The following is a 445-nucleotide window of genomic DNA, read 5'->3' as shown; positions in this document are numbered from 1 at the left end:
ATGGGCGAGGTTGTGCAGGGTGAGACAGACCCGGACCGGGGGCTCGCCGGCATCCGTCACGGCCCATTGCAGCGCCGGCAGCTGCGCACTCTGCCAGTCGTGACAATGGATGATGTCGGGCCGCCATCCGGGGCGGCGCAGCAGCGCATCGGCCGCGCGCGCGAACAGCGCGAAGCGCAGCCCGTCGTCGGGCTCACCGTAGACGTGCGGGCGGCGGAACCAGTCACCCGCCGGATCGATCAGGACACAGTCGAGTCCCTCGGCGCGCAGACGCCAGCAGGTGCACTCGAGCGCGGCGCCATCGAGCGGGATCGATACTGCGACGTCGAGCGGCTCGAGCCGCGAGACGAAAGGCTCCGGCAGCAGCCCGCGATAATAGGGCAGCAGCACCTGGACCTCGACACCGGTCGCGGCCAGGGCGCGCGCCAGCCCCTGGATGAAGTCA

General features: G+C 70.8%; 1 protein-coding gene. It reads right to left on the bottom strand.

The genetic code is table 11. The features are described 5' to 3' along the window. A partial coding sequence (locus CKO27_RS24200) for a glycogen/starch synthase (RefSeq protein WP_200377442.1) occupies positions 1-445 on the bottom strand: 445 nt, incomplete at both ends.

Source organism: Thiocystis violacea, from assembly GCF_016583575.1.
Classification (GTDB): Bacteria; Pseudomonadota; Gammaproteobacteria; order Chromatiales; family Chromatiaceae; genus Thiocystis; species Thiocystis violacea.
The sequence above is the reverse complement of the archived record's forward strand: the minus strand, read 5'-3'. Positions and strand labels throughout refer to the sequence as shown.